Origin of the sequence: Bradyrhizobium sp. 31Argb, from assembly GCF_043638955.1 — a bacterium.
In the GTDB taxonomy this organism is placed as follows: Bacteria; Pseudomonadota; Alphaproteobacteria; order Rhizobiales; family Xanthobacteraceae; genus Bradyrhizobium.
In genome coordinates, this window is sequence record NZ_JBEGDB010000405.1 from 1 (window position 1) to 5,383 (window position 5,383).

A 5,383-nucleotide genomic window follows, 5' to 3' on the forward strand; every position below is an offset into this window, starting at 1 on the left:
ATTCTCCTGCCACCCGAAAACTTGCCGATCCTCGAATGGCTCGGTATCAAAACGTCAAAATCACTGTGATGAACCACCACTAGTTGATTTCGACCGGAAGCTCGAGGAGATCGGGAAGAACATCGAGGACGCCCGGCGGAACCGCGATCCCAAGCTCATCGCCGAACTCGAGCGCCTCGCTGGCGAGGTCAAGGCGGCTAATCGGCTCAAGACCGAAAAGCAGGACGCGTCGACTCGTGCGCAAAGTGCGAGAGACCGCGCCGAGGGTGCGTACGATGACTACATGCAAAAGAACCGCGACGCCGCGCGTGCAGCTCGACGCGACCGTGCGCGTCAGATGCGGCAAGATTTCCCGCAATCAACAGCCATGCGTGACTACCGGACGGAGGTTGCCGAAATGGCGACGGAGACGATACCGAACCGCATCGACGGGCTGACCGCGGACAGGGAGGCTCGTTCTACGACACGGCGCTCCAGCCTCATGCGCGAAATGACCAACGCGATGAATAAGCACGGTCAGGACTTCCATGTCGTGCCGCCATTCACCGCCGAAGAAGCGACCCCGGCGACCGTCGAACAATGGGCGGCCGCCGAAAAGGAGCGCCTAGACGGGCACGAACTGGTCCAGTACGAAGAGAAGTGCCGTAATGCCGCGACCGAGATGACGTCGGCGTTCAGGGATGACCTCCTTCACCGGCTCGACGACGCCTTCACCGGCATCAAATCCACCTTGAGCGAGCTCAACCGTCACCTGAAGGATCGACAGTTCCACGGGCGCGACTACTACTCGTTCAAGGCGTTGGAGGCGCCGACCCACGTCGACATGATCGAGCTCGTCGAGGAATCCCGAAAGCCGGAGTTCAATCTACCGCTCTTCGGGGATCGCAGCGAGGACGCGAACACCCCCATGATGCGGGCCGTCCGCCAGATCGAGGAGATTCTGTCGAATCCGGAGGCACGGACCGAAGAAATCGAGGATCCGCGCAAGTATTTCAACTTCGAACTCTACATCAAAGATGCCGACGGGAAGATCCGCTCTTCGCTGACGAGCCGCGCGGGCACGGGATCCGGCGGTGAAGGGCAGTTGCCCTTCTACATCGCCATCGGTGCCTCGCTGGCCGCCACGTACCAGAACCGGCGTACCGGCGAGAGCGGGCTGTCCCTCGCAATCTTCGACGAGGCCTTCAATCGATTGGATACGAAGGCGATCGGTCAGTGCTCTGAATTCATGCGGGATCTCGGGCTCCAGGTCATGCTGGCCACCCCCGACGAAAAGCGCCACGTGTTCATGGAAGTGGTCGACACCGTCGTCAACGTGAACCGGCTGGGCAACCAGGTGATGATTGACACCGAATTCCTGACCGAGAAGGCGCGCGACGCGATCGTTGCAATCGATCCGTACCGTAAGGGCTTCGACGTGTTCAAATCCGAGTTGATCGCCGCTGAGAAGGCTGCGGCTGTCCCGCAGGACCAGGCCGCGGAATGACCGACGTTCGTAAAGCGGACGCTGGCGTCGAATTCCTCGAACGATTGCTGGAGCGGAGCGAGCGCAATCCCGACCGCTCGCGGCCGGCTTCCGCAGCTCCGGAGTACGACAGGCTCTCGACCGCGCAGCAGGTGAGCCGTTTTCACGACCAGATGGCCGCGGCGGCGAGGTTCGGCGCCGTCGAAATGGAGCGAGGCAAGAGGGACCGGAGCCACCTGATCGAGCGGGTCCGTGTCCTAAACCCGGAACTGCTCGCCAGGCATCTTGGTCGCCCGACCGCGCCGGCGGTCGCGCAACGCGTCAGGGACGAATTGCTTCCGGTTGCAGCGACCGGAGAACCGTGGCTTGCTACCCTGTTAGACGAGATGGCGGCTAGGTGGGCGCGCGGCGAGGCCGCCTATCGCCTGACGGCCGGCCAGGCCGATTCCGCCAGGGAGTTCTTCACGCTGTTGGCGTCCATCTCGCGGCAGGAGGCCCGGGGACTGGACGCGCGAACGTTCTCCCAAAAGGCGACGAACGACACGAAGGCCTTCGATCGGCACGCTTCGCGGCTCGCCGCCGTTCTCGGCGCGCGGATCGGGCAGCCCGGCGCAGCGGTGGATGTGGTATGGGCGCACATCGGGCTGGAGCGCTTTGGTCACCCTGTTCACCTGAAAGGGCCCGTTGCCGTGGTAGGCGCCGGCGGTCCTCTGATTGATGGTCGCGCCAGGCCGTTCGCGTCGATTCATCCGGAGATGCTGCCGCAACTCTCGCTGCTTCAGGTGCCGGCGGCGATCCTCACGGTCGAGAACTATGCCAGTTTCAATAGGCAGGTCCGCGAGATCGAGGACGGCAGCCTGGTCGTGTACACAGGCGGCTTCCCGGCGGCGGGCCTCATCGAGCTTCTATCGAAGGTCCTGACCTTCGTGCCGGCCGAGGTGCCGTTCCTTCACTGGGGCGACGTGGACGCCGGCGGCGTGCGCATTTTCAGATACCTGGAGGAAAACCTGTCCCGCGGACCGCGTCCGCACCTGATGACCAAGGAGCTGGCTGAGAGATCCGGCCAGCCGGCAGATGCGGATCCGAGCTTGGCCTCGATCGCGAAGTCCGACAGTGCAATCCGCGAGCTGGCGGAGTGGTTGGCGTACGGATCGGACGTGCGTCACCTCGAGCAGGAGGCGCTGGATCCTAAGATCGTCGATCAGAAAAATCCCTTTCGACCTTCCTCTCCCTCGTTGCCTACAAAAGAATAGATTGTGGCGTAGTCTGCGACAGAAGGGGGCGGCGGGTCATTCTCGATGATGATGAATTGAGCCTCGGCGCTCTTTTCCTTCAAGTAAATGAAGAAGCGTTCCTTCACACCGCTGGCCGCGATTGCCTTCTCATCTTCGGAAAGCTCCCCGTCTGCCGCTCTTGGGTTTCGGCTATCGAGTCGACAATGAACCGTCGATCAAGCCGCAGTTGATCCAGTTCGTTTTGGCGCTGGACCAAAGTCGACTGGAGCTCGTCGGTGGCCTTATCAAGTTTCGCAAGCTGATTTTCCAGGTCGGATGGGTCGGGATACTCGCGGTTGAGCTCTTGCTCTGCGGTCGCGAGCATCTCTTCGACCATCTGAACTTTGCCGGAGTTGATGGACTTCTGGGCATCGGGACTGGGCGTCTCGATGACGGCGGAATCATCGATGCCGGTGGCAATGAATTTCAGGACATTCTTATCCAACGTGTCGCTGTTAAAGTCCGAAATTCGGATCGGAGGCCACTCTCCCATCATGTCCGTTTCCTCGGTCAAGAGGTAGGGGACAAAATGTCTGAAGGAGAATGCGACTTTCGCGGCGTGCTGCGTCTTTGAAAAAGATTTGTCGGCGATGCCGATTTCTGCCAACAGAAACCCAGAAAGGCTGTCTTTCCCCTTGTGTTCCGATGAAAGCGTGCGCGTCGCTTCTTCCTTGGTGTCAGGCTGGACCCAATGGTTGTACAGTCCGAAGCTACCGCCGGCGAGCGCGCGCACGAGAGTGACTTGGCCAGATGTCGGCAGGATCAGGTCAAGCCAGGCTTTGTTGTAACCTTGTCGCTGATTGATGTTGGGCAGCATTTTCGGCTTTGCGCCCGACATGAAATCGAGAAGCTTGACTGTAAACGATTTTCCCGTGTTCGACGCGCCCCAAATGACATTGACGCCATCCGCGAACAGCAGTTCGGCCGTCGGGACCTTCGGTCCCGTTACGGCCAGCCGACGGATGATGAAGCGCGCGACCCCATCCCTCATTATCCCTGAAGGGAGGTTCCGCTAGTCGTGCTAAACGCCTCGGTCCAATCTCCGATCTGGGTGCGCACGAAATTTTTGAATTGATGTTTGCCGACCGACCTTACCTGAAGCGCGATCCAATCGGCGCAGTCCTTCAACTTCTGGGAATAGTGCGTTTCCAAAAGCTCGATATAACCGGCAGCCTCGTCGGAAGCTCGATACAGAACTCCTTGGTCGGTGATTTCTTGATCGACGAGATGGCAGCGGCGCATCAGGTCAAGGCTCCTCTCGACGAGACGCCGCCTGACGAGAAGCTCGCCCTTGCGATCGGATAGGTCTGGATGTAGGCTCGGCGGCCCTCCGATATCAGCAGTGTGGACCACCACGTGATCCAAAAGCACCATCTCTGCGAGATCGGCGGCTTCCGGACGCAGCTTTTCCAGCACTACGACGGCCCTGATCCCCGCCTCCAGGGGGAATTGAACAGTTTTCCGAAGCTCTCTACGGAATCCATTTCATTCGTCCCTCGTTAGCCAGGTGGTGGCACATCCCCTGTTTGACGGGCACGCGTACGACGCGGCCGATCAGACCAGCGGGCAACGTCGACGCGTGTCGCATAACGGCGTCCAGTCGTTCGAGACTGCTCGGGTGACGCTGACGGTGGACGTCGATGACGCCATGATAGACGTCCTCACGGAAAGCCGCCAACGCTTCCGGAGGTGAGCTGTCGCGGTGGAAGCGCTGAAAATGCTCGGCATCAAAGTAGCGCGTGCGCTGATCGAGAAAATGTTGGGCATGCTCCGGATGCCGCAGGATCTCGTCGGCCGTCTGAATTTCGCTTCCCGATGCCTCGTTGTACACCCGGCGAAGCTGGTCGACATACTCGAGTTCCTCGGGCTGGATGGAGACGGGGGCGACGCCCGGCGGGGCTTCATCCGGGATCAGACCGAGAACCTTGATCAGAGCCGCGCGAGCGGCCGGATCTTTGACGATCAAAGGCGCCGTTAGATACTCGACGTTGACGAAGTCGTATCCGTCGATCAGGGCCTTTAATCGATCCGTGAGGGGCACCGGCACGTTCGTGATCTTGTTTTTGCAGTAGTTATCCCAGTTGCCGATTAGCGCTCTGGCTATCGTCGAAGGATTTTGAAGCAAGGTCATTAACGGGCCGACAATGCCTCTCGGCGAAACGAAAACGATCTTGGTTGGGAGCGTCGCGTAAGCGCCCTCGGAATGATGGTAGAAGACCTTTCCGAGTTCGAGCAGCGCCTCTGAAAGCCCGAGTTTCGATCCCAGCGTCTTCCGTTTGCACTGGTAGAGGTGCCATTCGCCTTCGTGTCGGCGGAGGGTTAGAATCCGATGACGTCTCGGCCCTTATCGTTGGCGCCGCCGACCCGCTCCACGCTGACGTATAGCTTCGACTTTTGGCTCGCCCAAAGATCTACGAACTCCTCAAGCTGGCTGTCATCGAGTTCCTGGATCCGAATGGCAGGGCTTCTCATCGACTCTTCCGGTATGCGGTGCCGGATATAGCAGGCATGACCTTGGGTTGAGAAGATGTCGACCACCGCCCCTGCGCCAAAGGATTACTCACTTCGTCTAGGCCGTGTGGACAGTTACCTTATCCAGAGCAGAGTGGCGGCAATGGCGACGACGGCGAAGTAGTTTCGCGCG

Annotated in this window: 6 protein-coding genes; 2 read left to right on the forward strand and 4 right to left on the reverse strand. The window is 60.0% G+C overall.

Annotation, left to right across the window (positions count from 1 at the left end; all coding sequences use genetic code 11):
- A partial coding sequence (locus tag AAFX91_RS38620; protein WP_394569990.1) for an SbcC/MukB-like Walker B domain-containing protein occupies positions 1-1,486 on the forward strand: 1,486 nt, incomplete at its 5' end.
- Positions 1,483-2,718 (forward strand): Wadjet anti-phage system protein JetD domain-containing protein, encoded by a 1,236-nt coding sequence (locus tag AAFX91_RS38625; protein WP_394569991.1) that lies wholly within the window; start codon positions 1,483-1,485, stop codon positions 2,716-2,718. The genes AAFX91_RS38620 and AAFX91_RS38625, both read left to right, overlap by 4 nt.
- 103 nt (positions 2,719-2,821) lie before the next feature.
- Here AAFX91_RS38625 and AAFX91_RS38630 read toward each other — a convergent pair whose 3' ends face one another.
- The 4 genes from AAFX91_RS38630 to AAFX91_RS38645 form a co-directional block, all read right to left on the reverse strand.
- On the reverse strand, positions 2,822-3,730 hold the full coding sequence (locus AAFX91_RS38630; RefSeq protein ID WP_394569992.1) for a hypothetical protein: 909 nt from the start codon (positions 3,728-3,730) through the stop codon (positions 2,822-2,824).
- The gene (locus AAFX91_RS38635) at positions 3,730-4,182 is read right to left on the reverse strand and encodes an ABC-three component system middle component 2 (RefSeq protein WP_349644917.1); all 453 of its coding nucleotides are present in this window, start codon (positions 4,180-4,182) and stop codon (positions 3,730-3,732) included. The genes AAFX91_RS38630 and AAFX91_RS38635 overlap by 1 nt, the downstream gene beginning before the upstream one ends.
- A gap of 28 nt (positions 4,183-4,210) precedes the next feature.
- Positions 4,211-4,870, reverse strand: coding sequence for an ABC-three component system protein (locus AAFX91_RS38640; protein WP_130582811.1), 660 nt, complete (start codon positions 4,868-4,870; stop codon positions 4,211-4,213).
- Between the two features lie 188 nt (positions 4,871-5,058).
- Positions 5,059-5,277: a hypothetical protein gene (locus AAFX91_RS38645; RefSeq protein ID WP_165421436.1), complete on the reverse strand. Its 219-nt coding sequence runs from the start codon at positions 5,275-5,277 to the stop codon at positions 5,059-5,061.
- Positions 5,278-5,383: the final 106 nt, after the last annotated feature.